Raw genomic sequence first — 24,775 nt, forward strand, 5'->3', positions numbered from 1 at the left:
ACCCCACCTTTCGTGTACTACCGAGAAAGTACACGAAAGGTGCAGCGTGTAGCAACCTTCTGATACACGCGATCGTGCCCGCATCCGAGAACAGGCCGATTGCTGAAGACAGGACCGATCAGGCGGCAATCATCCTGTTCTCGGCAATCCTCCTGTTCTCGAGTGGGCTCGGCGGGCCGGCCTGGTCGGCGGGCTGGAGTGCCGGGCGGGGCCGGTTGCGCGACCTCGCACCGGGGTCAGCGCCCGGAGCTCGGTTCCTCAGCGCCCGGAGCCCGGTTCCTGCGCGCCCTTCGTCTCGCTGCGCTCGCTCAGGAGCCGCGGAGCGAGACGAAGGGCGGCGGGATCCGAGGTCGGCAGCCGGCACACGAAGTCCCGGCAGTCGTAGACCAGCCCGTCGGCAGCGTCCTTGCCCTCGAACAGCATGAATCCGGCATCCGCGAACGCCGCCGCCTGCGCCGGACTCACCACGGTCAACACATCCGCATCCGTCGCGCGCGCCGCGTCCGCGAGGGCGCCGTCGCGCGACGCGACGACGGCCACGACCTGCCGCGGCGGCTGAGCGAGACCCGCCGCGACGCGCAGGATGGCGCCGTGGGCGATCGGATGCTGCAGGGCGCGGCCCGCGACGCTCGCCACGAGCTGCTCGGCCTGCGCACGGTGCGCCTCGCCGGCGCCCAGCCGCCAGGCGGTGAGATGAGCGGATGCCAGGGCCGCGGGCCCCGAGGGGAGATCGCCGTCGCCGTCCTCGGCGCCCCGCACGATGCCCTGGCCGGCGAGCACCGGATCCGATGCGGCCTTCGTTCCCAGCACCTCGAGCGCGCGCGACGCCCAGGCCGTGTCGCCGGTCGCGAGCGCCAGCGCGAACAGCCCGTCGGCGAGCAGACCGAGATCGGCGGATGTCGCCACGGCATCCGCCGCGACGCCGTCCAGCGACGACCGGACGAGGTCCCCTGCCGCCGAACGGTTCACTCTCAGCACGTGCACGGCAGCCCCCGCGGCCGCGTCGACCCACGAGGCCTCCCCCAGCCGGGCGCCTGCCCGGGCGAGCGCCCCGATCACGAGGCCGTTCCAGCCGGTCAGCACCTTCCCGTCCACCGCCGGCGCCTCGAGGCCTTCGCGACCCGCCGCGTCCCGGCGGTAGTAGCCGCCCTCGCTGCGCTCGCCGTCGATCCACGACTCGGAGTCCTGCGCCGCGCCGAACGCACCGCCGTCGCGTCGCAGCACGTTCAGCAGGAAGCCCGCGATTCCTGCTGCGATGTCCGACCGCCCGGCGTCCAGCGCCACCTCCAGCAGCTGCGCGTTGTCGGTCAGCATCCGCTCGTAGTGCGGCACGGTCCAGTCCCGCTGGGTCGCGTACCGGAAGAACCCGCCGTCGACGGGGTCCCTCAGCTCGGACCCGGCCATCGCCGTGAGCGCTCGATCCACGGCTTCCGTTCCGTCTCCCGCCGGATGCTGCAGGAAACGCAGCGTCGTGGCCATCGGGAACTTCGGTGCGCCGCCGAAGCCGCCGAACAGGCGGTCCTCCCGCTCGGTGATCGTGCCAGCCGCGGCGCGCAGCGCACTGACGTCGGGGAGCTGCGACTCCGGCGCCTGCGCGGCTGCCCGCAGCGCGTCGGCCACGGCATCCGCCGAGGCGAGCACCTCGTCGTGCCGATCCGTCCACGCCTCGCGCACGGCCGTCAGCACGTCGCGGAAGGCCGGCGTTCCGCCGCGCGCCTCCGGCGGCCAGTAGGTGCCGGCGTAGAACGTTGCGCCCTGCGGCGTGGTGAACACGGTCAGTGGCCAGCCGAGGTTCTGCGTGAACGCGGATGCCGCAGCCATGAACGCCGCATCGACCTCCGGATACTCCTCGCGATCGATCTTCACGGCCACGAAGCCCTCGTTGATCTGCGCGGCCGTGGCCGCATCGGAGAAGGACTCGCGCGCCATGACGTGGCACCAGTGGCAGGTGGAGTAACCGATCGAGATCAGCAGCGGCACATCGCGGCGCACGGCCTCGTCGAACGCCTCGGTGCTCCACGGTCGCCAGTCCACCGGGTTCTCGGCGTGCGCGCGCAGATAGGGGCTGAGGGTATCGGCGAGCCGGTTGGTCATGGCACCCACGGTACGCCGCGGGCCCCGGACCGCGGGCCGGTCAGAACGCGGCGAGCGCGCGCGGGTCGGCGACCGGCGCGAATCCGACCAGCGGCAGCGCCCTCTCGGCGGCGAGCGCGATGCGGTCGAGGATCTGCGGCGACCGGATCTCGTAGCCGTCGAAGTCGGTGTTGCTGGCGTACACGCCCAGCGGCAGGGTGAGCGCCTGGAAGAAGGCGAACAGCGGTCGCAGCTGGTGCTCGAGGATCAGGGCGTGCCGTTCACCGCCGCCGGTGGCGGCCAGCAGCACGGGCTTGCCGACCAGGGCGTACTGGCCGATGAAGTCGAACAGATGCTTGAACAGCCCGGTGAACGAGGCGCGATAGACCGGGCTCCCCACGATGAGCAGGTCGGCCTCCTCGATCGCCTGCAGCTGCGCCTCCACCGCGGGAGGCAGGTCGTCGCGCCGCAGAGCACCGGCGAGCCCGGGCCCGATCTCGGTGAGCTCGATGATGCGCACGTCCACGTCGATCCGCTCCGCCACCGCGTCCGCGATGGCGCGCAGCAGAGCAGTGGTCTTGCTGGGCTCGTGCAGGGATCCGGAGACGGCGACGACGCGGTAGCGGGCTGGCATGCCTCCGACGGTAGTGAGCAGAACGCCCCGCGTCACGGGAAGCGACACGGGGCGTCATGCAGTCGAAACATGGCGTCATCCGGCGGGCGGCCGGGGACAGCGGGAGGAGGTCAGTTGACCTCGTCCGGGTGGGCGCTGACGCGGCCCGAGCCGTCGCCCGGGTCCATGGCGTCGATCGCGGCGATCTGCGCATCGGTCAGCTCGAAGTCGAACACGTCGATGTTCTCGGCCATCCGCTCGGGGCGCACCGACTTCGGGAAGACGATGAAGCCCTTCTGCAGGTGCCAGCGCAGCACGACCTGGGCAGGGGTGCGCCCGGTGGCCGCAGCAGCCGATGCCACCGCATCCGCGCCGAACAGGTCGTACTTGCCCTGGCCGAGCGGACCCCACGACTCGATGAGCACGCCGTGCGCGGCGGCCCAGTCGGTGATCTCGCGCTGCTGGTAGGCGGGGTGCAGCTCGATCTGGTTCACGGCGGGGACGACGCCGGTCGCCTCGACGATGCGCTCCAGGTGCGGGACGAGGTGGTTCGAGACGCCGATCGAGCGGGCGAGGCCGCGCTCGCGGATGCCGATCATCTTCTCCCAGGCGTGCACGTAGTCGTCCTTGGCCGGCGTGGGCCAGTGCACCAGGTACAGGTCGACCTGCTCGAGACCCAGCTTCTCGAGGCTCTCGGCGATGGCCTTGTCGGGCTCGTCGCCGTGGTGGCGGTCATTCCACAGCTTGGTGGTGATGAACAGCTCCGAGCGAGCGATGCCGCTCTTCGCGATGGCGGCGCCGACGCCCTCCTCGTTTCCGTAGATGGCCGCGGTGTCGATGTGACGGTAGCCGGCCTCGAGGGCCTGGCTGACCGCGCGCTCGGCCTCGTCGGCCGGCACCTTGAAGACGCCGTAGCCGAGCTGGGGAATGCTGTGTCCGTCGTTGAATTCAACCGTGGGAGTCGTCATGGCTCCAGCGTACGTGGTTGTGATGACAGGTGCGATGACGGAGTCCGCCCGATGCCGCGGCCTCAGGCGAGCGCGGCGACCGCCTCCTCGACGAGCGCCCAGAAGCGGTCCGGGTCGAGGTCCATCGCGATGGTCGCGTTGGGTTCCGCGCCCAGTGCGTCGATCAGGTCCACGCTCGTCGCACCGCGGGTGTGGGTCCCGTCGACCTCGATGTCGAGGTGAGAGCGCACCGTGGTCGCCACGGCCGGGTCGATGAGCATCGCCACGGTGATCGGGTCGTGCAGCGGCCCGTCGGGCATGCCCTGCGTCACCTCGTATGTGGAGCAGAAGAACTCCAGCAGCTCCGAGCCGAACGCCGCCGTGCGGGTCCCGATCCGACCGATGCGCTCGCGCACCTCGCGGGTGACGAGCGCCTGATGCGTGATGTTCAGCCCGACCATGGTGAAATCCACACCGCTGTCGAGAACCAGTGCGATGGCCTCCGGGTCGGTCAGGGCGTTGAACTCCGCGTAGGGCGTCGCGTTGCCTCGCGTCGTGGAGCCGCCCATCCAGATCACCCGCGCGATGCCGGGGATCAGGTCGGGGTGGTCGCGCACCAGCAGGCCGATGTTCGTCAGCGGCCCGGTCGCGACGATCGTGACGGGGACCTCGGATGCCGCGATCACATCGCGCATGAGCGTCTGCGCGTCCCGCTCGTCGAGCGGCACGGTCGGCTCGGGGAGCACGGGCCCACCCAGCGCGTTGGCGCCGTGGATGTCCTCGGCGGGGTGCAGGGAACCGGAGAGAGGGCCGGCCGCGCCGCGCGCGACCGGAACACCGTCGACACCCGCGACGGTGAGCGCGACGCGCGCGTTCAGCGTGGTGTGCTCCAGTAGGCCGTTGCCCCCGACCGTCGTGACGGCGCGCAGGTCGATCGCGGGGTTCGCGGCGGCGAGCCAGATCGCGAAGACGTCGTCGTGGCCGGGGTCGCAGTCGAGGATCACGGGAATGGGCATGGCATCCAGTATCCCGGCCTGGACCTCTATCGCGGCGCGAGGACGTCGAACGCGAGCCGCGCCAGCTGCGCCGGCGAACCGGCGCCGGTCGTGCCGGCCTCGGATGCCGCCCACTCCTCCAGCCCGATGCGGATCGCGTCGGTGGCGGCGACGGCGAGCAGCCGCGCGCGGAGCCGATCGGATGCCCATCCCTCGTGCTCGGCGATGATGCCGCAGATGAGCTCCTCGGAGTCGTGATTCACCCGATGCCACACGGCCCGCAGCTCGGTGTCGTCGGTCAGTGCGCGCAGGAGCGGCCGGATGCCGAGCATCTGCTCGGCGGCATCAGGTCCGTCGACGGTCAGCACCTCGTCGATCGCCGCCGAGATCGCGGCGCGGGCCTCGCCGTCGGCGGAGGCGAGCAGCTCCTGCCACCGCGCGGCCCCGATCTCGAGCACCGGGGCGACGGCCTGCTCCTTCGTGTCGAAGTAGCGGTAGAAGGTGCGCAGCGAGACGCCCGCCGCGTCCGCGATCTGCGCGGCCGTCACCTGCGCGACTCCCTGTCGGGCGAACAGCGCGGCGGCCGCAGCGGCGATGTCGTGCCGTGTCTGCGCCCTGCGGCGGGCACGCAGGCCCGGTTCCTCGTCCATGGTTCCGAGCGTACGGGAATAGTTGGACAATCTGTCCGTTGAATGCCAACATGGCACGTTGTGCCACTTAAGGCAATGAGCATCATGACGGATCCGATCCCGGACCCGCCGGGGGTGCCCGATCAAGATGACGGACCCGATCCTGGACCCGCCGAGGAAGGAATCATCATGAACCGCTACGAAGGTCGCCGCGCACTCGTCACCGGAGGCGGCTCCGGCATCGGCCAGGCCACCGTGCTGCGGATGCTGTCGGAGGGCGGCCGTGTCGTCGCCGCTGACGTCAGCGCCGCGGGCCTCGCCGACACGGTCGAGAAGGCCGGCGCCGACGCCGAGCGCCTCACCACCGTCGAGGTCAACATCGGCGACGAGGCATCGGTCAAGGCCGGGGTGTCCGCAGCCGTCGACGCACTGGGCGGCCTGGACGTGCTGGTCAACGCCGCGGGCATCCTGCGGTCCTCGCACACCGACCAGACGACCCTCGACCAGTTCCAGCAGGTCATCCAGGTGAACCTGGTCGGGACGTTCCTGATGATCCGGGAGGCGATCCCCGCCCTCCTCGAGGGCACCGACTCCGCGGTGGTGAACTTCAGCTCCACCTCCGCGATGTTCGCGCACCCCTACATGGCGGCGTACGCGGCCAGCAAGGGCGGCGTGCAGTCGATGACCCACGCCCTCGCCGCCGAGTACGCGAAGCGCGGCATCCGCTTCACGTCCGTGCAGCCGGGCTCGATCTCGTCCGGCATGACCGACGGATCCGGCCAGAGCAGGCAGAGCGTCGGTCCCGGCCTTCCCGAAGACGCCGACATGAGCCTGTTCATGAAGCTCGCCCCGGCCATCGGCCAGGGCTTCGCGGGCCCCGAGTCGGTCGCCGGCGTCGTCGCGATGCTGGCCAGCGCCGACGGCGCCTTCATCACCGGCACCGAGGTGCGCATCGACGGCGGAACGCACTTCTGATCCGCTCCCCCTCGTCTCGTCGCTGCGCTCCTCGCTCGGGGACCGGTGCTCAAGCCGGTTCCTGAGCGAGCGCAGCGAGACGAAGGGCGCGTTAGGCTGGAGGGCTATGTCCTCGCCCGTCATCGTGTATCCCCCGGAGCTGCCGGTCTCCGCAGCCCGCGGGGAGATCGCCGACGCGATCCGCGACCATCAGGTGGTGATCGTGGCCGGCGCCACAGGCTCGGGAAAGACCACGCAGCTTCCGAAGATCTGCCTGGAGTTGGGCCGGGAGCGCATCGCTCACACCCAGCCGAGACGGCTCGCAGCACGCACCATCGCCGAGCGTGTCGCCGAGGAGCTGCACGTCGAGCTGGGCGACCTGGTCGGCTACAAGGTGCGGTTCACGGACCAGGTGTCGGATGCCACGCGCATCGCGCTGATGACCGACGGCATCCTGCTGAACGAGATCCACCGCGATCGGTTGCTGCGTCGCTACGACACGATCATCATCGACGAGGCGCACGAGCGCTCGCTCAACGTCGACTTCCTGCTGGGATACCTGCACCGCATCCTCCCCGAGCGACCCGACCTCAAGGTGATCATCACCTCGGCGACCATCGACCCGCAGAGCTTCGCTGCGCACTTCTCGGATGCCGCCGGCGACCCCGCTCCGATCATCGAGGTGTCCGGCCGGACCTACCCCGTCGAGATCCGATACCGGCCGCTGGTGGACGACGCCACGACTCCGGAGGAATCCGACGAAACCAGCGGAGACCGGGCCGCGAGCCGGGGTTCGGCCAAGAATCTCCGGAGTTCTGGTGCGAACGGCGCGGAGCCGGAGGACGAGGTCACGGCCATCGTCGCGGCGCTGCGCGAGCTGGATCGCGAGGCGCCCGGCGACGTGCTGGTGTTCCTGCCCGGCGAGGCCGAGATCCGGGATGCCGCCGAGGCCGTCCGCGGCGCGTATCGCTCACAGGCCGCGCCTGTCGAGGTGCTGCCCCTGTACGGGCGCCTGTCCGCGGCCGAGCAGCATCGCGTGTTCGAGCGCTCGACCGTCGCGGGGCTGCGCCGCCGGGTGGTGCTGGCCACGAACGTCGCCGAGACCAGCCTCACGGTGCCCGGCATCAAGTACGTGATCGACACCGGTACGGCCCGCATCTCGCGGTACAGCGCACGCTCCAAGGTGCAGCGCCTGCCCATCGAGGCGGTGTCGCAGGCATCCGCGAACCAGCGCTCGGGCCGCGCGGGGCGCACCAGCGACGGCATCGCGATCCGCCTCTACGGCGAGGACGACTTCGAGAAGCGCCCGGAGTTCACCGAGCCCGAGATCCTGCGCACCTCGCTGGCCTCGGTCGTGCTGCAGATGCTCTCGCTCGGCTTCGGCGATATCACCGAGTTCCCGTTCCTCACTCCCCCGGACTCGCGCGGCGTCAAGTCCGCCCTCGACCTGCTCACCGAGATCGGTGCGGTCGACGTGACCCGTGGCGCAGCGCCCCGCCTCACGAGGATCGGTCGGGAGATCTCCCGGATGCCGATGGATCCGCGGTTCGCGCGGATGCTGGTCGCCGGCGCCGCCGCGGGCTCCGGCGTGCTGCGCGACGTCATGCCGATCGTCGCCGGCCTGTCCATCCAGGACGTGCGCGAGCGCCCCTCAGCGGATGCTCCGCAGTCGGTGCGGGACGAGGCCGACCGCATGCACGCGCGCTTCGCCGACCCGACCAGCGACTTCCTCTCGCTGCTGAAGCTGTGGAACCACCTGCGCGAGCAGCAGAGGGAGCTCGGCTCCAGCGCGTTCCGCCGGATGTGCCGCAGCGAGCACCTGAACTACGTGCGCGTGCGCGAGTGGTTCGACGTCCACCGCCAGTTGCGCACACTCGTGAAGGCGCCCAAGGACACCGCCGACGCGGGTGCCGCGCCCGCCGACGCGGATGCCCTGCACCGCGCGGTCCTCGCCGGCCTGCTCTCGCAGATCGGCATCCTGGATGAGCGAACTGCAGCCGGCAGCGCCAACAAGGACAAGCCGAAGAAGGGCGAGAAGCGCCGCATCGCGGAGTACCGCGGCGCCCGCGGCATCCGTTTCTCCATCTTCCCCGGCTCGGGTCTGCGCAAGAAGGCTCCGCAGGCCGTGATGGCCGCCGAGATCGTGGAGACCTCGCGCACGTTCGCGCGCACGGTCGCGGCGATCGACCCCGCCTGGGCGGAGTCACTCGCCGGCGACCTCGCCAAGCGGCAGGTCACCGAGCCGCACTGGTCGAAGGATGCCGGCGCCGCGGTCGCGTTCGAGAAGGTGACGCTGTTCGGCGTGGAGATCATCCCCCGGAGGCGCGTGCAGTTCGCGCGCATCGACCGCGCGGGCGCCCGCGAGCTGTTCCTACGCCACGCTCTGGTCGAGGGCGAGTGGGATCCGTCGCGCATCGACAAGAGGGTCAGCGCCTTCTGGCGCGCGAACGCCGAACTGCGCCGCCGTCTGGAGAAGCTGGAGGAGCGCGAGCGCCGCCGGGACATCCTCGCCGGCGACGAGACCGTGTTCGCCTTCTACGACCAGCGCATCCCGCACGAGGTGTTCGACGTGCGCTCCTTCGAGAAGTGGTGGCGCGACGCCCTCGCGTCCACGCCGAAGCTGCTCGTCATGCGCGAGAGCGACCTGCTCGAGGACGAGGACCGCGCCGACCAGTCCGAGTTCCCCACCCGCTGGACGCAGGGCGACCAGGTGCTGGGCCTCGCCTACCGCTTCGAGCCGGGGGCGGAGGACGACGGTGTGAGCGTGGTGCTTCCGCTCGCCCTGCTGCAGCAGATCCGCGACACCGGCTTCGACTGGCAGGTGCCCGGCCTGCGCGACGAGCTCATCACCGCCCTGCTCCGCGCGCTGCCGAAGGCGGTCCGCCGCCATGTCGTGCCTGCCGCGGACTGGGCCGCGAAGCTGGGCGAGCAGCTCGCCCAGGACGGCCCCGAGAACCACGCCGGCGTGCCCGAGCGCTCGCTCAAGGAGTCGCTGGCCCGGCTGATCCAGCCGATCGCGAACCAGCGCGTCGCGGCATCGGACTTCGAGGACGATCGTGTGCCGGGGCACCTGCGGATGAACTTCCGCGCGGTCGACGAGCGCGGGCGCGTCGTGGGCTCCGACCGGGATCTGGCGTCCCTGCAGCAGCGGCTCTCGGACCGTTCGCGGCAGAGCGTCGCGCGCTCGATCGCGCGTCCGGATGCGCCGGCGAAGGGCGCACGCAAGCCCGATGCCGCGTCCGTCGCCGCAGCATCCGCCCGCGGTCCGATCGAGCGCGACGACCTGACGGACTGGACCTTCGGGGACCTGCCCGACGTCCTCGACACGAAGGTCGCAGGTGGTGTGGTGCGCGGCTACCCCGCGATCGTGGACCGCGGCTCGACCGTGTCGGTGCGCCTGGAGGCGACGGTGGATGCCGCGGCATCCGCCACCCGCGACGGGGTGCTGCGTCTGGTGCTGCTGAACGTCCCCTCCCCCGCGTCGTACGTGCAGAACCACCTCACCTCGGCGGAGAAGCTGGCGCTCGCCGCATCGCCGTATCAGAACGTGGCTGCACTGATCGAGGACGCCCGCACAGCCGTCGTGCGCGGGCTCATCGAGGCCGAGGTGCCCGGCGGACTCATCCGCACCGAGGCCGAGTTCCGGCGGGTGCGGGATGCCGTCAACGCCGCCCTCGTGGACAGCCTGTTCGCGTGCGTGTCGCTGGTCGCCCGCATCCTGACGAAGAGTCGCGACGTGGAGCGCGGCATCAAGTCGCAGAACTCGCTCGCGCTGCTCGGCCCGCTGAACGACATCCGCTCCCAGCTGAGCGGCCTCATCCGCCCCGGCTTCATCTCCGCCACGGGGGTGGAGCGGCTCGCACATCTTCCCCGCTACCTCGACGGGATGCTGGACAGGCTGAAGACGCTCGCGAACGAGCCGGGCAAGGACCGCGCCCGTATGACCGAGTACGAGCGCATGGCGAAGGCCTTCGAGGACGCCGGCGGCACGATCCCGCTCGCATCCGACGCGCCGGCCGCCCTCGTGGAGGTGCGCTGGCTTCTCGAGGAGTACCGGGTGAGCGTGTTCGCGCAGCGCCTGGGCACCGCGCAGCCCGTCTCACCGCAGCGGATCATGAAAGCGCTCTCGGCTCGCTGAGAGATCGCCGCCGTCGCCCGAGGCCGCGTTAGCCTGGCATCATGGCTCGCGCGATCGTCCACACCGAACTCGGCTCCCCTGACGTCCTCCGGCTGGTGGAGGTGCCCGACCCCGTCGCAGGCCCTGGCGAGGTGGTCGTCCGGATCGAGGCCGCCGGCGTCAACCCGATCGACGTCAAGCAGCGCTCGGGGAAGCGCCCCCTGCCGCCGATCACCGAGCCGCGGCACGTCGGATTCGACGGCGCCGGGACGATCACGGCGATCGGCGAGGGCGTCACCGGCTTCGCGGTCGGCGAGCGCGTGGCGATCGGCGACACCCGGGGCACGTACGCCACGGCTCTCGCGGTGCCGGTGCACAACATCACCCGCCTGCTCGACGGCGTCACCTCGGCGGAGGGCGCCGCCCTCAGCATCCCGGCCGGCACGGCCTACCAGTCCCTGCGCTCGCTCGGCGTGCGCAAGGGCGACACGCTGCTCATCCACGCCGGCTCCGGCGCGGTCGGCCAGGCGGCGATCCAGTTCGCCGTGCTGTGGGGGGCCACGGTCATCGCGACAGCGAGTCCCGCGCGGCACGAGCAGCTCCGCGCACTGGGCGCGATCCCCGTCGCATACGGCGACGGTCTCACCGACCGCGTCCGCGAGGCGGCCCCGCAGGGCGTGACGGTCGCGCTGGACGGCGCCGGCACCGACGAGGCGATCCAGACCTCACTCGAGCTGGTCGCCGACCGGGCCCGGATCGCGACGATCGTGCGCGGACCGGATGCCGCCTCCTTCGGAATCCAGGCCTACTCCGGCGGCAGCCCCGACCCGCTCACCGAGGAGCAGCTGGCCTGGCGCCGCGAGGCCGTGGGCGTGGCGATCAACCTGATCGAGGCCGGCGACTTCCAGGTGGAGCTCGGTCCGGAGCTGCCTCTCGCCGAGGCGGCGCGTGCCCACGAGCTGATCGAGCAGCACGCCGCCACCGGCAAGATCATCCTGATCCCCTGAGTCCCTTCGCTGCGGCGCGTCAGGCGGCGGCGCGCTCCTCGTCGCGCAGACGCGCGCCCTCGCGCAGCAGCGGGATGAGCTCGCGGCCCCAGTCGCGCACGTCGCCCAGCGGGTCGAAGCCGCGGATGAGGAAGCGCGTCACGCCCAGGTCGTAGTACTTCAGCAGCGCCTCCGCGACCTGTGCGGGCGTGCCGACCGGGGCGGTGGAGTTGCCCGCCGGGCCCATCAGCTTGGTGATGCCCAGCCAGAGCCTCTCATCGTGCACGTCGCCGCGCTGCGCATGCTGCTGCAGCAGGTCCGCCGACAGAGAGCGCTGCTCGCGCCGCCGCGGGCTCGCGAAGGCGAGCGTGTCGCCGGAGCTCGCCCGGGCCTTGAGCTCCGCGGCCTCCGCATAGATGCGGTCGGCCTTCGCCCATGCCTCCTCCTCGGTGTCGGCGATGATCGGCCGCGTCGACAGGCTGAAGTCGACATGGCGGCCCGCCTTGGCCGCGGCCGCACGGATCGTGCGGATGTGCTCGGCGACGTCGGCGAGCGGCTCGCCGAACAGCATGTACACGTCAGCGCCGTTGGCGCCGACCTCGACCGCGCCTTCCGACAGTCCGCCGAAGAAGATCGGGATGCCCGCCTCGGTCGCCGGCTTGACAGCCGAGAACGCGCCCTCGAAGCGGTAGAAGTCGCCCTCGTAGTCGAACGGCTCCTCCGAGGTGAGGGTGCGGCGCAGCACCTCGATGAACTCGCCGGTGCGACGGTAGCGGTCGGACTTCTCACTGAAGTCGCCGTCCCGGCGCTGATCCGCCTCGCTGCCGCCGGAGATGTGGTGGATCGCGACGCGTCCGCCGCCGGTGAGGTGGTCGAGGGTGGCGAGCTTGCGTGCCACGAGGGTCGGCGCGACGAACCCCGGTCGGTGCGCGATGAGCACCTTGAGCGAGTCGGTGGCGTGCAGCGCGGCGGCGGCCACGGCGAAGCCGTCCGGCGAGCTGGCGCTGTAGCCGATCAGGATGCGGTCGAACCCCGCCTCCTCGTGGGCACGGGAGAACTCCTTCACGTAGGCGGGGTCGACGACCGGGCCGTCCACCGCCTTGGTCTCGGACCCTGCGGTCGTGGCGATCATTCCGAGCAGTTCGATGGGCATGTCAGCTCCTTGCGAGGGGTGCGGGTCGGTTGGGTCGGCGGATGTCGATCACGGGGACCGAATCGATGAGACGTCGGGTGTACGGATGCTGCGGCTTCGCGACGATCTGGGAGGTGAGGCCGTCCTCCACGATGCGGCCGTGGTGCAGCACGACGAGCCGGTCGCTCAGGGCGGCGAGCGAGCCGATGTCGTGCGAGATGACCAGCATCCCGAGCTGCTCGCCGCGGCTGCGGCGCAGGGCGATGAGGGCCTGCACGACCCGGTCCCTGCTGGCCGCGTCCAGCGCGCTGACCGGTTCGTCGAGCACGAGCAGGCGCGGCTGCACGACGAGCGCCCTGGCGATGGCGGCGCGCTGACGCTGACCGCCGCTGAGCCCGGCCGGCAGCCTGGTGAGCAGCTCGGCATCCAGGCCCACAGCCTCCACGGCGGCATCCACGCGATCGCGGGCCTGGTCTGCGGGGATGCGCGCGATGCGCAGCCCCTCCGCGATCGATTCGCCGATGCGGATGCCGGGATCCAGCGATCGCAGCGGGTCCTGGAACACGTACTGCACGGTGCCCGAACGGCGCCAGCGCCGCAGGGCGCCGCCGCGCAGTCGCGTGATGTCCTGCCCGTCCACGAGCACGTGGCCGTCCGCTGCGTCGACCGTGCGCAGCACGGCCTTGGCGAGCGTGGTCTTGCCGGATCCGGACTCGCCGACGATGCCGACCACCTGGCCGGCGCGCAGTCGCAGCGACAGCCGGTCGAGCACGCGCACCGGCCCGTAGTCGACGGACAGGTCCTGGAGCTCGAGCAGCGATCCGCGGCCTTCGTCGTGCGACATCACAGGAACCTCTCCAGTCCATAGGCCGCATGAGCGGCGAGCAGTGAACGGGTGTACGGATGCCCGGGCGCGTGCAGCACGCGCGAGGTCGCCCCGCCCTCGACGACGCTGCCGTCCCGGAACACCAGCACGCGCTCGCACACCTGTGCGACCACCGCGAGGTCGTGCGAGACGAGGATGAGCGCCAGCCCGCGCTCGCGCCGCAGCCGGGCCAGCAGCTCGAGCAGTTCGGCCTGCACGGTCACGTCCAGCGCAGTCGTGGCCTCGTCGGCGATGAGCACCGCCGGATCGGCAGCGAGCGCCATCGCGATCAGCACGCGCTGCAGCATCCCGCCGGACAGCTCGGCGACGCGCTGCCGCAGCACGAGGTCGACGCGGCGGATGCCGAGGTCGTCGAGCAGCTCCCGGGCGCGCGAGCGCGCCTGGGCCCGCGGCACGCCTGCCGTCACCCGCAGGGTCTCCCGCAGCTGGGCTCCGACCGGGAGCGCGGGGTTCAGGTAGGACGCCGGGTCCTGGAAGACGGCGCCGATGCGGGTTCCCCGCACGGACCGCCACTCCCGCTCGGACGCCGCCGTGAGGTCGCGCCCGTCGACCCGCACGCTCCCTCCTGTGACGGAGAGCCCCTCGGGGAGGATGCCCAGAAGTGCGCGGCAGGTGAGTGTCTTGCCGCTTCCCGACTCCCCGACGACTCCCAGCGCCTCCCCCGGTCGCACCGACAGCGAGACGCCGTGCACCAGTTCCGTCCCGTCGGCGGCGGCGATGACCAGCCCGTCGACGCCCGCGACGGCGGCGCGAACGGCCGATGCCTCGTCGAAAGACGGCGACAGGGGTTCGCGATTCCAGGACGCTTGCGCCTCTGGAGGGGCTTCCAGGGCCGTGCGTCCTTCAGAGGTGCGCTCCTCCTTCAGGAGGATGCGGGATCCCAGGGCCTCAGACATCGACGGTCTCCTTCCGGTTCGCGCCCGCCCGGTGACGCACCCGCGCCGCACCGGTGCGATCGCGTACGGCATCGGCGAGCAGGTTGAGCGCTCCGACGGTCAGCACGATGGCCAGCGCCGGGGCCAGGGGTCCCTCTGGTCGCTGGGCGAGGTAGCCGAGATCGCTGGCCAGCATCCCTCCCCACGTGGGGGCCGGAGGCTGCACGCCGATGCCGAGGAACGTCAGCGAGGCTACGGCGAGCAGCGCCGAGCCCAGCGCGCTGATGCCTGCGACGACCAGCGTCGGCGCCACCTGCCGCCAGGCGTGCCGGCCGAGCACCCACCAGGCCGATGCGCCCAGCAGGGTGGCGGCCTCGACGTACTGCGCGTCGCGCACCCGCAGCGTGGCGGCGCGCGAGATGCGGAAGAATCCCGGGGCGATCAGAAGCCCGATCGCGGTGGTCGCCTGCACGAGCCCGTTGCCGAGCAGGGCCGCGAAGACGATGGCGAACAGGATGAACGGCAGCGCCAGCAGCGCGTCGACGACCCGCAGTGCCAGCCATTCGGCCGGCCGTGGCAGGAAGGCGCTGAGCGCCCCGGGCAGGGCGCCGACGAGCAGCCCGATGAGCGCCGCGGCGAGCGCGCTCAGCAGCGACGCCGGCGCTCCGGCGAGCAGCCGCGACAGCACGTCACGACCGAGGTAGTCGGTGCCGAGCAGGTGCGCGGGCGAGGAGCCGTGCAGTGCGAGCGCGGTGTCCTGGGCGAGCGGGTCGTACGGCGCCAGTGCCGGGCCCGCCACGGCCAGCACGGCGACGACCGCGACCAGGCCGAGCGCGAGGCGCACGGTCCAGACACCGGAGCGCACAGGGCCCGAACCCATAGGGGCGGAGGAGCTCATGCGGCGTTCCTTCCGGTTCCGGTGCTGCGGCGGATGGCGAGGTTGATGACGACGCCGGAGACCACGACGACGGCGATGGCCACGAGCAGCACGCCCTGCACCACCGGCACGTCGCCCTGCAGGGCGGAGGTGTTCGCCAGGCGCCCGAGCCCGGGCATCCCGAAGATCACCTCGGTGATGACGGCGCCGCCCACGAGCCGCGGCACGTGCACGCCCAGCGCGCTGAGGGCGGGGGCGGTGGCGTTCGGCAGCGCGTGGCGGAACACGATCCGCGCAGGACTCAGTCCGTGCACGCGAGCGCCGATGACGTAGTTCTCGGTGAGCGCGCCCACCAGTGAGGTGCGCAGCTGCCGTGCGATGTCGGCTCCGGCGTCCAGGCTGAGCGCCACCGAGGGCAGCACCAGGCAGGCGAGCCAGGCGCCGACGTCCTTGCTCGGCGGCACGTAGCCTGCCACCGGGAACAGCGGGATGGCATGACCGAACAGCAGGATCAGCGCGATCGCGACGACGAACGCCGGAACGGTGGTGGCGATGCTGCTGAGCACGGTGACGACCCGGTCGAGGATCCCGCCGCGGTTCACCGCAGCGAGGATGCCGAGCGCGGAGCCGCCGACCAGCGCGCACAGCGTGGCCCCGGTCGCGATCGACAGACTCACCGGGAAGGCCTGCGCGATGCTCGTGGAGACCGGGATGGTGGTGAACCAGCTGGTGCCCAGGTCGCCGGTCAGCGCCGAGCCCAGCCAGTCGAGGTACCTCACGAGGAAGGGCCGGTCCAGCCCGAAGACGTGGTTCAGCCGGTCGATGTCGGCCTGGGTCGCGACCTCGCCCAGGGCGACGGCGGCCGGGTTGGACCCGGATGCCGCGCCCAGGGCGAAGGTCGCGAAGGTCGCGATCACGAACACCGTCGCCGCCGTGGCCGCGGTGGCGAGCACGCGGCCCGCAACGCGGAGCAGCGGATGCCGCGCCGAGGCGGCGCGCTCGGCATCCGAGCGCGTGGCGGGAGCCGCGCCGGCGGCGGGTCCCGTCTCCGTGCCCGGCTCGGTGACGACGGTCATGGTCAGCCCTTCACCTTGACGTCTTCCCAGCGCTGCACGTCGAGCCAGTGGCGGATGCCGGTGACCTTCGACGGGTGCGCGAGGATGCGCGGCCAGCTGAACAGGAACGTGTTCGGCTGCAGCTTCACACCGAGCTCGACGGCGTGCTGGATGCGCTTCTCGTACTCCGGGGAGTCCGTGGGCGTCGCCCGTGCGGCATCGATGGCCGCGGTGAGCTCCGCCGGCGTCTGCCGGCCGAGGTTCATCAGCCCCTCGGGCCCGTAGAGCACCTCGAGCGCCTGCAGCGGCGACTGCCGCCCGGAGAAGCTGTCCAGCACGAACGGATGGGTGCGCTGCACGTAGTTCTGCGAGATCGCCGTGGCGGGGAGCACGCTGAGCTTCACGTCGATGCCGGCTTTCGCCCACTGCGCCTGCAGCACCTCGGCGAGCGCCGTGTCGTCCTCGCTGAGCGCGAGCTCCAGCTGCAGCCCGTCCGGATGCCCGGCCTCGGCGAGCAGCTTCCTGGCCGCGGCGACGTCGTACGGGTACAGGTCGTCGAGACTCTTGTCGTGTGCGGAGTAGCCGTCCGGGAAGGGCTGCCAGTTCGGCGTGCCGCGACCGAAGTAGGCGGCCTTGATGAGGGCCTTGCGGTCGGTCGCATGGCTGATCGCCTGCAGCACGCGCTGGTCGTCGAACGGCGCGACCGTGCTGTTGACGTCCAGCGCGCGCACGGTGAGCGCCTTGATCTCCTCGACGTCCAGGCCCGCGCCCTCGGCCGCCTTCGCCTGCGAGGGCGGGATGATCGCGACATCCCACTGGCCGGTGTCGATGCCCGCGACCACGGTCGCGTCATCGGTGACCGGCACGACGTGGAACTGATCGATGAAGATGTGGTCGGCGTTCCAGTAGTGGTCGTTCTTCTGCAGATCGGCGCGGGCATTCGGGACGTACTCGGTGAGCTCGAACGGCCCCGAGCCCTCGGGCTGGGTCGCGAGCGAGGCGACGTCCTTGAACGCGGCCGGGTTCACGATGAAACCGGTCTTGCCGGCGAACAGGTAGGGCACCTGGTAGTCGGCCTGGTCCAGGTGCACGGTCACCGTGGTCGCATCCTTCACGTCCACCGAGGTGACGATGCGCAGCTGGCCGGCCAGGGTGGAGTTCTCCTGGTCGCGGCCGCGTTCGAGGTTCTCCTTGACCGCCTCCGCGTCGATCGGGCTGCCGTCGCTGAACTCGGCGTCCTTGCGCAGGTGGAAGGTGATGGCCGTGCCGTCCGCGCTGTAGTCCCAGCTCTCGGCGATGCCGGGGACGACTTCGCCGGCAGGGTCGAGCTGGGTGAGTCCGTCGTAGACGAGGGCGAGCGCGTGGGTGTCCCAGCCCGCGGTCGAGGTGACCGGGTCCCAGCTGGTCGGCAGGCGCCAGCCCCAGGTGAGCGAGGTGGTCTCCGAGGGTGTCGCACCCGCCGACGCGCTGCAGCCGGCCATCGCGAGGGTCGCGACGGCGAGCACGGCGAGGGCAGGGAGTCGGTTGCGTGAGGTCATGGCAGTGAAGCTAGGAGCGCGGGAGCCGGGACCACAAGCGATCTGAAGCGCGAGGTCACGGTACGCAACAGTTCGACATATCCGAGGCGCGCCCGAGCACCTGTCCCGAAGATGGGACGCATGAGTTCCGAGCCCGTCGCCGTCTTCACCCCGCCCTCCCGCGTCCGAGGGACGCTCGCGCTGGTCGCCGGGCGCGATGAGACCGCCGCGGTGTACCGCCGCTTCGGATCGCGCATCAGCGCCGACGGGTACGCCGTCGGCGTGTTCGGGACCGCGGATGCGGCCTCCGGCTGGCTCTCCGCACAGGACGACGCCCCTCACGTGCTGGTCGGCTCCGACACCGGAGCGTCGGCGGTGCTCACCGCGCTCACGCACGGCGATGTCGCGGACGCGGCGATCGTCGCAGGCGTCGTGGTCGACGCCGAGCGCACGCCCACGGATGCCGAGCGCACGGCGTGCCCGGTGCACCTCGGCGTCCTCGCAGAGCAGCACGGCACACCCTCCGAGGCCGACACGGTCTCCTCGCTTCCGGCGCCGGCGGACCTCGCCGCGATCGCCGTGCCGGTGCTGGCCGTGCACGGCGGGGCGGATCCCGTGTCGCCGTTCGCGCAGGCCGCGGCGGCGCTCGCGTCGATCCCGGACCTCGAGGTCGTCGAGACCGTGGACGGCCTGCACGACGCCCTGAACGACGCCAGCCACCGCAGCGTGGCCGCGAGCATCGTGCTGTGGCTGGAGCGCCTCCGCGCCGGCGACGTGCACGAGCCGGTCGTCCGCCGCGCCGTCCCCGCTCATGAGCCCGTCCCCGCTCACGAACAGGGGGCGGCAGCGTGACCGAGGGCTTCGCCACGACCCAGGTGCAGGGAGGCTACGCCGTCGGTCTCCCCTCGTTCAGCGCCGTGCCGCCCATCCACCAGACCGCGGCCTACGAGTTCTCCTCTCTGCAGGAGGCCGCCGATCTGTTCGCGCTGCGCAAGGCGGGCATCATCTACAGCCGCAACGCCAGCCCGACCCAGCAGATCCTCGAGGAGCGGGTCGCCGCACTCGAGGGCGGTGCGAGTGCCGTCGCCGTCGCATCCGGACAGGCGGCGGTCGCCGTGACCCTGCTCGCCCTCGCGGGTCGCGGCGGGCACATCGTCGCCGCCGATCAGCTGTACGGCGGCACCGTCGACCTGCTGCAGGACACGTTCGACGACTTCGGCATCCCGGTCACCTTCGTCGACCAGGACGATCCGGATGCCTGGCGGGCCGCCGTCACGCCGCAGACGAGGGCGCTGTTCGCCGAGACGGTCGCCAATCCGGTCGCGCAGGTGCTCGACATCCGACTGATCGCCGACATCGCCCATGAGGCAGGTGTCCCGCTCGTCGTGGACAGCACGGTGGGAACCCCCGCGCTGATCCGCCCGGGTGATCACGGCGCGGACTTCGTGGTGCACTCGGCGACGAAGTTCCTCTCCGGTCACGGCACCTCGCTGGGCGGGGTGGTCGTCGATCAGGGCACCTTCGACTTCGGCGCCGAACCGGAGCACTGGCCCCAGTTCACCGCCCCGTACCGGCGGTTCGGAGAGCTCGTGCTGTGGGAGCGCTTCGGGCAGGGGCAGGCGTTCGCGGCCCTGGTCAAGTCCAAATACGTGCACGACCTCGGGCCCTCGCTGTCGCCGTTCAACGCCTGGCAGATCCTGCAGGGCATCGAGACGCTCGACCTGCGCGTCGCCCGCCAGTCGTCGAGCGCGCTCGCGATCGCACAGCACCTGGCGCAGCATCCCGCCGTCTCCCGGGTGAACCATCCCGGCCTTGCGGACAGCCCGTGGCACGCCCTCGCGCAGCGCTACCTGCCCAAGGGGGCGCCATCGGTGTTCTCCTTCGATGTGGATGGCCCCGAGGACGAGGCGCCGGCGCGCATCGCCCGGCTGGTCGACGAACTGAACGTGTTCCGCCTGGTCGCGAACCTCGGCGATGCCCGCTCGCTGGTCGCGCACCCCGCATCCATGACGCATTCGCACCTGACCGCCGCCCAGCGTGCGGCGGCGGGCATCTCCCTGAACACCGTGCGCCTGTCGATCGGGATCGAGGATCCCGCCGACCTGATCGCCGACCTCGATCGCGCGCTCGCGATCGCCTGAACGCCGCACTCTGAACCCGAAGCACCAGGAGGACCCTCATGGCCATCGACCTCGGATACTGGACTCCCGTCTACGGCGGGTTCCTGCGCAACGTCCGCGATGAGGGCCGCATGGCCGCCACGTGGGACTACATCCGGGAGGTGTCGGTGAAGGCCGACCGCCTCGGCTTCCACACCACGCTGGTCCCGGAGCTGTACCTGAACGACCGCAAGGGCACGGATGCCCCGAGCCTGGAGGCGTGGTCGCTGTCCGCGGCGATCCTCGCCGCGACCGACCGCCTGCGGGTGATGACGGCGGTGCGCCCCGGGTTCCACCTTCCCGCCGTCCTCGCCAAGACCGTGTCCACCCTCGACAGCATCGCGCCGGGCCGGGTGGCGCTGAACGTGGTCGCGGCGTGGTGGGCGGAGGAGGCGCGGCAGTTCGGCGGAGTCTTCCCCGCGCACGACGCCCGCTACGCCCAGGCGACCGAGTTCGTCGAGGTGCTGAACGGGCTGTGGGAGAGCACGCCGTTCAGCTACCGCGGCGACCACTACGAGTTCGATGGCACGATCGTCGAGCCCAAGCCCTCCCGCCACCCGGTGATCTTCGCCGGCGGCGAGAGCGACGCGGGCCGGGAGGCGATCGCGGGATTCGCGGATGCGTACGTCATGCACGGCGGCACGCTCGACGAGGTGCGCACGAACGTCTCCGACATGAACGCCCGCTCCGAGCGCCTGCACGGCCGGCCGATCGCCGAGTTCGGGATGCCCGCCTACGTGATCGTGCGCGACACCGAGGCCGAGGCGCAGCGCGAGCTGGACCGGATCACCACGGTCGACCCGCACTCCCCCGGCTACGCCTCCTTCGAGCAGTTCCGGCAGAACTCGAACCTGTCGCTGGAGCTGTCCCGTCGCGAGTACTCGGTCGGCACGCGGGGCCTGCGCCCGAATCTCGTCGGCACGGCCGAGCAGGTCGCCGAGCGCATCGGCGAATACGCGGATGCCGGCATCAGCCTGCTGCTGATCCAGGCGTCCCCGCTGGACGAGGAGCTCGACCGCATCGCCGAGCAGGTCTTCCCGCTGGTGGAGCGGCGCTCGCTGGTCACTTCGGTCTGAGATCGGCGGCGCCCGATACGCTGATCCCATGACCGGTCTTCGTTGGGGCATCCTCGCCACGGGCGGCATCGCCGCATCCTTCGCATCCGACCTGCGCACTGCGGGACTCGACCTGCAGGCGGTCGGCTCCCGATCGCAGGAGTCCGCCGACGCGTTCGCCGCGCGCTTCGACATCCCGCGCGCGCACGCCTCCTACGAGTCCCTCGTCGCGGATCCGGACATCGACATCGTCTACGTCGCGACCCCGCATCCCATGCACCACGACAACGCCCGGCTCGCACTGGAGCACGGCAAGCACGTGCTCGTCGAGAAGGCGTTCACCGTTACGCGGGCACAGGCCGAGGACCTGCAGCGCCTCGCGGCGGAGAAGGGCCTGATCGCCATGGAGGCGATGTGGACGCGCTATCTACCGCACATGATGCGCATCCGCGAGATCATCGCCGACGGCACCCTCGGCGAGATCCGCTCGGTCATGGCCGACCACACGCAGAGCCTGCCCACCGATCCGGCGCATCGCCTGAACGCGCTCGAGCTCGGCGGCGGCGCGCTGCTCGATCTCGGCATCTACCCCGTCTCGTTCATCTGGGACGTGCTGGGCGAGCCGGTCACCATCCAGGCATCCGCCCGCCTGGTCGAGACCGGAGCGGATGCCGAGGTCGCGACGATCATGACGCACGCCGGCGGGGCTATCTCGACCAGCCTCTCCTCGTCACGCACGGCCGGACCGAACACCGCGACGGTGCTCGGCACGAGGGCGCGGATCGAGATCGACCGGGTCTGGTACTCGCCGACCTCGTTCCGGGTGATCGGCGCCGACGGCACCGTGCTGGAGGAGTACGCGTCCCAGGTCGACGGCCGCGGCATGCAGTACCAGGCCTTCGCCGCCGAGGGCGCCGTGGCCGCTGCGGCCCCGGCCGGAGGCGTGCTCGCCCTGCCGATCGCCGAGTCCGTGGCGATCATGGGCACGCTCGACGAGATCCGCCGGCAGGTCGGGGTCGTCTACCCTGGCGTCGACGACGCTGGTCTCGGCGCGGAGGCGCGCTGACCATGGCGGAGACGACCGGACGCGTCGCGGTCTACCTCGACTTCGACAACATCGTGATCTCCTGGTACGACCGGGTGCACGGCCGCAACGCCTACGGCAAGGACCGCCAGAAGATCACCGACGACCCGCATGACGCCGAGGTGGCCGAGCGGCTCAGGCAGGCGATGATCGAGGTCGGAGCGATCATCGACTACGCCTCCTCGTTCGGCACGCTGGTCCTCACGCGCGCCTACGCCGACTGGTCGTCGCCGGTCAACGCCGAGTACCGCTCGCAGCTGGTGGCCCGCGCGGTCGACCTGGTGCAGCTGTTCCCCGCTGCGGCCTACGCGAAGAACGGCGCCGACATCCGCCTGGCCGTCGACGCCGTGGAGGACATGTTCCGTCTGCCCGACCTCACGCACGTCGTGGTCGTCGCCGGTGACAGCGACTACGTGCCGCTCGCGCAGCGCTGCAAGCGACTCGGCCGCTATGTGATCGGGGTGGGCGTCGCCGGGTCGACGGCGAAGTCGCTGGCCGCGGCCTGCGACGAGTTCGCGACCTACGACTCGCTGCCCGGCGTGGTGCGGCCGAAGAAGGATGCCGCATCGAACGGCCAGGCGAAGGATGCCAAGGCGAAGGCAGATCAGAAGCCGGCGACCACCCGTCGCGCGAAGGCGACGACGAAGCCCGACGAGCAGGGCGAGGCGACGCTGCTGCTGGAACGCGCTCTGCAGCTCGGCCACGACAAGGCGGATGCCGACGAGTGGCTGCACGCCTCGGCGGTGAAGACCCAGATGCGCCGCATGGACCCCTCGTTCAGCGAGAAGGCGCTCGGCTTCCGCTCGTTCAACGACTTCCTCCGTTCGCGCGACGACATCGCGGAGCTCGAGGAGAGCGGGCACGAGCGGCTGGTGCGCCTGCGCGAGCGGTGACGCACCGTGCTCGCCCGGGGCACCGCCGCTCCGTCGACGAGCGAGAGGCTGTCCAAGAGCGAGAGGCGTTGCTAGGCTGACGGGCACGTCTGGGGACGAGCTGGGGACGAATCTCGATGAGGAGAACGTCATGCACAGAAGGCCCCTCCGCGCGGTCGCAGCCCTGACGGCAGCCGTCGCCCTGGCGATCACCGGCGCCCCGATGGCAGCATCCGCTGCCCCCGCGTCACCTCCCGGTCACGAGCGTGCGGCCGCGGCGTATGCGCAGACGACCATGGCGTCGATGACGCTGGAGCAGAAGATCGGGCAGCTGTTCATCCTGTTCGCCTACGGCCCGACCGCCACCACCGACGACCCGCGCAACACCGCCCTCTACGGCGAGGCGGACGCGGCCGACATCATCTCGGAGTACGAGCCGGGTGGGTTCATCCTGTTCTCGGCTCGCGACAACGTGACCGATCCCGTGCAGGTGGCCACGCTCGCGAACGGTCTGCAGGATGCCGCCCAGCACGCCGGCGCCGGCATCCCGCTGCTGGTCAGCACGGATCAGGAGCAGGGCATCGTCACCAGGATCGGCTCCCCGGCGACGCTCTTCCCCGGCAGCATGGCGCTGGGCGCCGGGCGCAGCGCGAAGGACACCCGCAAGGCAGCCGCCATCACCGGCCAGGAGCTCGCCGCGATGGGCATCCAGCAGAACAACGCCCCGGATGCCGACGTCAACGTCAACCCCGACAACCCCGTGATCGGCGTGCGCAGCTTCTCATCCGACCCCGCTCTCGTCTCCGAGCTCACCGCCGCTGCCGTGCACGGATATCAGGACGACGCCGGCATCGTCGCGACGGCCAAGCACTTCCCCGGCCACGGCGACACCGCCACCGACTCGCACACCGGCCTGCCGCTGATCACGCACACGCTCGAGCAGTGGCAGCAGATCGACGCCCCGCCCTTCAAGGCGGCGATCGCCGCGGGTGTGGATTCGATCATGACCGCGCACATCGTGGTGCCGGCGCTCGACGACAGCGGTGACCCCGCCACGCTGTCCAAGAAGATCGTCACCGGCCAGCTGCGCGACGCGCTCGGATTCCAGGGCGTGATCGTCACCGACGGCCTGGAGATGGCCGCCGTGCGTCAGAAGTACGGCGACGGCGAGGTGGCCGTGCGCGCACTCGAGGCCGGGGTCGACCAGCTGCTGCTCCCCGCCGCCCCGCAGGAGGCCTACCGCGCGGTCGAGGACGCGGTCGCCACCGGCCGCATCACGGAGCAGCGCATCGACGAGTCGGTCGAGCGCATCCTGAAGATGAAGTACGACCAGGGCGTGACGACGCACGCGAAGGTCGACACCGGCAAGGTGATGAACGTCGTGGGCAAGAACTCCAGCCTGCGCGCGGCGGAGAAGATCACCGACCGCACGACCACGCTGATCCGCAACGAGAACGGCGCTCTGCCCGTCGCCGTCGACGGCAAGAAGGTGCTGGTCACCGGCTACGGCGTGGTGACCGGACAGACGCTGGCCGGAGAGCTCACCGCACGCGGCGCGGACGCCACCGCGCTCTCGACGGGCACCGCGCCCACACAGGCTCAGATCGACCAGGCCGTCGCCGCCGCGCAGACGAGCGACGTCACGGTCGTGCTCACCAACGGCATGACGGCCACCAGCACGCAGAAGGCGCTGGTCGCCGCCCTGGATGCCACGGACAGCCACTTGGTCGTGGTCGGCGTGCGCAACCCGTACGACATCAACCAGCTGGGAGACGTCGACGACTACATCGCCACGTACTCCTACGCGGCGCCCGCGCTGACGTCGCTCGCGAAGGTCATCACCGGGGAGATCAGCCCCACCGGGAAGCTGCCCGTCGACATCTACTCGGCTGACCACCCGACGCAGATCCTCTACCCGTTCGGCCACGGGCTCACGTGGTGACCGAAGG

At 71.3% G+C, this 24,775-nt stretch carries 20 protein-coding genes; 9 read left to right on the forward strand and 11 right to left on the reverse strand.

The window, feature by feature from the left end; genetic code table 11:
* Positions 1–258 precede the first annotated feature (258 nt).
* The 5 genes from MIAR_RS12310 to MIAR_RS12330 form a co-directional block, all read right to left on the reverse strand.
* Complete coding sequence (locus tag MIAR_RS12310; protein ID WP_285636275.1) at positions 259–2,094, reverse strand: thioredoxin domain-containing protein; 1,836 nt, start codon at positions 2,092–2,094, stop codon at positions 259–261.
* A 40-nt stretch (positions 2,095–2,134) separates the two neighbouring features.
* Entirely contained in the window at positions 2,135–2,707 is a 573-nt protein-coding gene (gene msuE / locus MIAR_RS12315; RefSeq protein ID WP_285636277.1) for an FMN reductase, read from the reverse strand.
* Positions 2,708–2,817: 110 nt separating this feature from the next.
* Positions 2,818–3,654 carry an aldo/keto reductase gene (locus MIAR_RS12320; protein ID WP_285636280.1) on the reverse strand — a complete coding sequence of 279 codons (837 nt, stop codon included), beginning with the start codon at positions 3,652–3,654 and terminating at the stop codon, positions 2,818–2,820.
* A 62-nt stretch (positions 3,655–3,716) separates the two neighbouring features.
* Positions 3,717–4,649 carry a nucleoside hydrolase gene (locus tag MIAR_RS12325; RefSeq protein WP_285636283.1) on the reverse strand — a complete coding sequence of 311 codons (933 nt, stop codon included), beginning with the start codon at positions 4,647–4,649 and terminating at the stop codon, positions 3,717–3,719.
* A 26-nt stretch (positions 4,650–4,675) separates the two neighbouring features.
* The gene (locus MIAR_RS12330) at positions 4,676–5,278 is read right to left on the reverse strand and encodes a TetR family transcriptional regulator (protein WP_285636286.1); all 603 of its coding nucleotides are present in this window, start codon (positions 5,276–5,278) and stop codon (positions 4,676–4,678) included.
* Between the two features lie 168 nt (positions 5,279–5,446).
* On the opposite strand from MIAR_RS12330, the gene MIAR_RS12335 reads away from it, so the two are divergent.
* The 3 genes from MIAR_RS12335 to MIAR_RS12345 all read left to right on the forward strand — a co-directional run bounded on the left by MIAR_RS12335 (position 5,447) and on the right by MIAR_RS12345 (position 11,335).
* Complete coding sequence (locus MIAR_RS12335; protein WP_285636289.1) at positions 5,447–6,232, forward strand: SDR family NAD(P)-dependent oxidoreductase; 786 nt, start codon at positions 5,447–5,449, stop codon at positions 6,230–6,232.
* Between the two features lie 106 nt (positions 6,233–6,338).
* The gene (hrpA, locus tag MIAR_RS12340) at positions 6,339–10,349 is read left to right on the forward strand and encodes an ATP-dependent RNA helicase HrpA (RefSeq protein WP_285636292.1); all 4,011 of its coding nucleotides are present in this window, start codon (positions 6,339–6,341) and stop codon (positions 10,347–10,349) included.
* A 41-nt stretch (positions 10,350–10,390) separates the two neighbouring features.
* A complete protein-coding gene (locus MIAR_RS12345) occupies positions 10,391–11,335 on the forward strand; it encodes a quinone oxidoreductase family protein (protein ID WP_285636295.1) in 945 nt (314 codons plus the stop codon).
* 19 nt (positions 11,336–11,354) lie between these two features.
* Here the strand turns inward: MIAR_RS12345 and MIAR_RS12350 are convergent, their stop codons facing one another.
* From MIAR_RS12350 to MIAR_RS12375, 6 genes are read right to left on the reverse strand one after another with little or no spacing between them, the layout of a single operon-like run.
* The gene (locus MIAR_RS12350; RefSeq protein WP_285636298.1) at positions 11,355–12,467 is read right to left on the reverse strand and encodes an LLM class flavin-dependent oxidoreductase; all 1,113 of its coding nucleotides are present in this window, start codon (positions 12,465–12,467) and stop codon (positions 11,355–11,357) included.
* Between the two features lies 1 nt (position 12,468).
* On the reverse strand, positions 12,469–13,290 hold the full coding sequence (locus tag MIAR_RS12355) for an ABC transporter ATP-binding protein (protein ID WP_285636301.1): 822 nt from the start codon (positions 13,288–13,290) through the stop codon (positions 12,469–12,471).
* The gene (locus MIAR_RS12360; RefSeq protein WP_285636304.1) at positions 13,290–14,228 is read right to left on the reverse strand and encodes an ABC transporter ATP-binding protein; all 939 of its coding nucleotides are present in this window, start codon (positions 14,226–14,228) and stop codon (positions 13,290–13,292) included. Before MIAR_RS12360 ends, MIAR_RS12355 begins: the two co-directional genes overlap by 1 nt.
* Positions 14,221–15,105: an ABC transporter permease gene (locus MIAR_RS12365; RefSeq protein WP_285636306.1), complete on the reverse strand. Its 885-nt coding sequence runs from the start codon at positions 15,103–15,105 to the stop codon at positions 14,221–14,223. The genes MIAR_RS12360 and MIAR_RS12365 overlap by 8 nt, the downstream gene beginning before the upstream one ends.
* A complete protein-coding gene (locus tag MIAR_RS12370) occupies positions 15,102–16,160 on the reverse strand; it encodes an ABC transporter permease (RefSeq protein WP_285636309.1) in 1,059 nt (352 codons plus the stop codon). The genes MIAR_RS12365 and MIAR_RS12370 overlap by 4 nt, the downstream gene beginning before the upstream one ends.
* A gap of 2 nt (positions 16,161–16,162) precedes the next feature.
* Positions 16,163–17,677, reverse strand: a complete 1,515-nt coding sequence (locus tag MIAR_RS12375; RefSeq protein ID WP_285636312.1) for an ABC transporter substrate-binding protein — start codon at positions 17,675–17,677, stop codon at positions 16,163–16,165.
* 120 nt (positions 17,678–17,797) lie between these two features.
* Between MIAR_RS12375 and MIAR_RS12380 the strand changes: the two genes are divergently transcribed.
* The 6 genes from MIAR_RS12380 (at position 17,798) to MIAR_RS12405 (ending at position 24,768) form a co-directional block, all read left to right on the forward strand.
* Positions 17,798–18,508, forward strand: coding sequence for an alpha/beta hydrolase (locus tag MIAR_RS12380; RefSeq protein WP_285636315.1), 711 nt, complete (start codon positions 17,798–17,800; stop codon positions 18,506–18,508).
* Positions 18,505–19,797: an O-acetylhomoserine aminocarboxypropyltransferase/cysteine synthase family protein gene (locus tag MIAR_RS12385; RefSeq protein ID WP_285636318.1), complete on the forward strand. Its 1,293-nt coding sequence runs from the start codon at positions 18,505–18,507 to the stop codon at positions 19,795–19,797. Before MIAR_RS12380 ends, MIAR_RS12385 begins: the two co-directional genes overlap by 4 nt.
* Positions 19,798–19,835: 38 nt before the next feature.
* Positions 19,836–20,891: an LLM class flavin-dependent oxidoreductase gene (locus MIAR_RS12390; RefSeq protein ID WP_285636321.1), complete on the forward strand. Its 1,056-nt coding sequence runs from the start codon at positions 19,836–19,838 to the stop codon at positions 20,889–20,891.
* Between the two features lie 28 nt (positions 20,892–20,919).
* Positions 20,920–21,936 carry a Gfo/Idh/MocA family protein gene (locus MIAR_RS12395; RefSeq protein ID WP_285636324.1) on the forward strand — a complete coding sequence of 339 codons (1,017 nt, stop codon included), beginning with the start codon at positions 20,920–20,922 and terminating at the stop codon, positions 21,934–21,936.
* A gap of 2 nt (positions 21,937–21,938) precedes the next feature.
* Positions 21,939–22,847 carry an NYN domain-containing protein gene (locus MIAR_RS12400; protein WP_285636327.1) on the forward strand — a complete coding sequence of 303 codons (909 nt, stop codon included), beginning with the start codon at positions 21,939–21,941 and terminating at the stop codon, positions 22,845–22,847.
* Between the two features lie 130 nt (positions 22,848–22,977).
* Positions 22,978–24,768 (forward strand): glycoside hydrolase family 3 protein, encoded by a 1,791-nt coding sequence (locus MIAR_RS12405; RefSeq protein ID WP_285636329.1) that lies wholly within the window; start codon positions 22,978–22,980, stop codon positions 24,766–24,768.
* Positions 24,769–24,775 lie beyond the last annotated feature (7 nt).

The organism is Microbacterium arabinogalactanolyticum, from assembly GCF_030268005.1.
Lineage (GTDB): Bacteria > Actinomycetota > Actinomycetes > Actinomycetales > Microbacteriaceae > Microbacterium > Microbacterium arabinogalactanolyticum.

Bases quoted from the DNA above. Each gene is read 5' to 3' on its own strand.
- MIAR_RS12335 (WP_285636289.1), top strand. From the start codon at position 5,447: ATGAACCGCTACGAAGGTCGCCGCGCACTCGTCACCGGAGGCGGCTCC.
- MIAR_RS12355 (WP_285636301.1), bottom strand. From the start codon at position 13,290: ATGTCGCACGACGAAGGCCGCGGATCGCTGCTCGAGCTCCAGGACCTG.
- MIAR_RS12320 (WP_285636280.1), bottom strand. From the start codon at position 3,654: ATGACGACTCCCACGGTTGAATTCAACGACGGACACAGCATTCCCCAG.
- MIAR_RS12380 (WP_285636315.1), top strand. From the start codon at position 17,798: ATGAGTTCCGAGCCCGTCGCCGTCTTCACCCCGCCCTCCCGCGTCCGA.
- MIAR_RS12395 (WP_285636324.1), top strand. From the start codon at position 20,920: ATGACCGGTCTTCGTTGGGGCATCCTCGCCACGGGCGGCATCGCCGCA.
- MIAR_RS12345 (WP_285636295.1), top strand. From the start codon at position 10,391: ATGGCTCGCGCGATCGTCCACACCGAACTCGGCTCCCCTGACGTCCTC.
- msuE (WP_285636277.1), bottom strand. From the start codon at position 2,707: ATGCCAGCCCGCTACCGCGTCGTCGCCGTCTCCGGATCCCTGCACGAG.
- MIAR_RS12350 (WP_285636298.1), bottom strand. From the start codon at position 12,467: ATGCCCATCGAACTGCTCGGAATGATCGCCACGACCGCAGGGTCCGAG.
- MIAR_RS12375 (WP_285636312.1), bottom strand. From the start codon at position 17,677: ATGACCTCACGCAACCGACTCCCTGCCCTCGCCGTGCTCGCCGTCGCG.
- MIAR_RS12405 (WP_285636329.1), top strand. From the start codon at position 22,978: ATGCACAGAAGGCCCCTCCGCGCGGTCGCAGCCCTGACGGCAGCCGTC.
- MIAR_RS12400 (WP_285636327.1), top strand. From the start codon at position 21,939: ATGGCGGAGACGACCGGACGCGTCGCGGTCTACCTCGACTTCGACAAC.
- MIAR_RS12325 (WP_285636283.1), bottom strand. From the start codon at position 4,649: ATGCCCATTCCCGTGATCCTCGACTGCGACCCCGGCCACGACGACGTC.
- MIAR_RS12365 (WP_285636306.1), bottom strand. From the start codon at position 15,105: ATGAGCTCCTCCGCCCCTATGGGTTCGGGCCCTGTGCGCTCCGGTGTC.
- hrpA (WP_285636292.1), top strand. From the start codon at position 6,339: ATGTCCTCGCCCGTCATCGTGTATCCCCCGGAGCTGCCGGTCTCCGCA.
- MIAR_RS12310 (WP_285636275.1), bottom strand. From the start codon at position 2,094: ATGACCAACCGGCTCGCCGATACCCTCAGCCCCTATCTGCGCGCGCAC.
- MIAR_RS12330 (WP_285636286.1), bottom strand. From the start codon at position 5,278: ATGGACGAGGAACCGGGCCTGCGTGCCCGCCGCAGGGCGCAGACACGG.
- MIAR_RS12370 (WP_285636309.1), bottom strand. From the start codon at position 16,160: ATGACCGTCGTCACCGAGCCGGGCACGGAGACGGGACCCGCCGCCGGC.
- MIAR_RS12390 (WP_285636321.1), top strand. From the start codon at position 19,836: ATGGCCATCGACCTCGGATACTGGACTCCCGTCTACGGCGGGTTCCTG.
- MIAR_RS12360 (WP_285636304.1), bottom strand. From the start codon at position 14,228: ATGTCTGAGGCCCTGGGATCCCGCATCCTCCTGAAGGAGGAGCGCACC.